We start from the raw sequence: 1,390 nt of genomic DNA on the forward strand, positions 1-1,390 counted from the left end.
GCAATATTGCTCACATTGGTGGCCAACAGCACCCCAAGCACGGTCCCCAGCAAGGTGCCCGCCACCCCGATCAGGGTGCCCTGAACCATGAAAATGCGCATGATCGTGCCCGGTGACGCCCCCAGCGTGCGCAACACTGCGATGTTGCCGCGCTTTTCAGTCACCAGCATCACCTGGCTGGAAATGATATTGAAAGCAGCCACCGCCACAATGAAGCTGAGCAACAGCGTCATCATGGTCTTTTCCATCTTGATAGCCTGGAACAGGTTGCCGTGGCTGCGGGTCCAGTCACTGGTGTAGTAATTCGGTCCCAGCTCCTGTTGCAACTTCCAACCGAGATTGGAGGCACTGAACAAATCGTTCAGCTTCAATCGCACCCCTTGCACAGTGCCCGCCTGGCGAGCCAGTTTGGCGGCGTCCGCGACATTCACATAGGCGTAAAGCGAATCGACCTCAGCCCGCACCCGGAAAATCCCGGTGACCGTAAACCGTTTGAAGCGGGGCATCACCCCGGCAGGTGAAATCGTGGCTTCCGGTAGCACCAGGGTGATTTTATCGCCCAGTTCAGCGCCCAGACGCCGCGCCAGGCCATAACCCAGCACCACATCGAACTCACCTGGCGCAAGGCTTTCCAGCTCGCCCTGATGCATGAAATCCCCGACGATGGACACTTTGCGCTCGGCTTCAGGTTCAATGCCGTTAATCAGCGCCCCGGCCACATTACCGCGATGGGTCAGCATGCCTTCAAGCTGTACAAAAGGTGCGGCTGCCTCAATCTGGTCATGATGATCCAGCCGGTTGGCCAGCGCCTGCCAATCCTGCACGGGCTCACGGCCATGCACCGACAGGTGCGTCACCATGCCCAGAATGCGGGTTTGCAGCTCACGATCGAAGCCGTTCATGACAGATAGCACCGTGATCAGCACCGCCACGCCCAACATCAGGCCCAATGCCGAAATCAGTGTAATCACCGAAATAAAACTGTTGCGGGCACGGGCGCCGGTATAGCGCAGCCCCACATAGAAGGATAGAGGTCGAAACATGCAGCGCATTTAACCCGAAACCCGGGGCAAATACTACGGCCATCACGGTCAGAAACCGGCACGTATGCACCAGGGGTTCGCTTTGTGATCGGCGTCAGCGTTCCTGTGCTAGCAAAATGGTTGAATAAGCCTACCTAACTTTCTAATATCGAAAGAAAATACAATCTCGCCGGGGGAAGAAATGAAGACAAGAATAATGACGTTGCTGGCCTCAGCAGCGCTGGCCATGCCCGCTGCCTCACTGGCGGCCGACGTTCCCCAGCGCGGCATGTCCCAATCCCAGGTCCGGGCCGAATTCGGCGCCCCCAACCAGAGCAAGGGCCCGGTGGGCAGCCCCGCCATCACCC

At 58.2% G+C, this 1,390-nt stretch carries 1 protein-coding gene; it reads right to left on the bottom strand.

Annotated features, from left to right (window positions below; translation table 11 throughout):
* Positions 1-1,043 (bottom strand): lipoprotein-releasing ABC transporter permease subunit (locus tag A3754_RS19375; RefSeq protein WP_063521008.1); only part of this gene is annotated, 1,043 nt, incomplete at its 3' end.
* Positions 1,044-1,390: the final 347 nt, after the last annotated feature.

The sequence above is a fragment of the Alcanivorax sp. HI0083 genome (genome assembly GCF_001635175.1).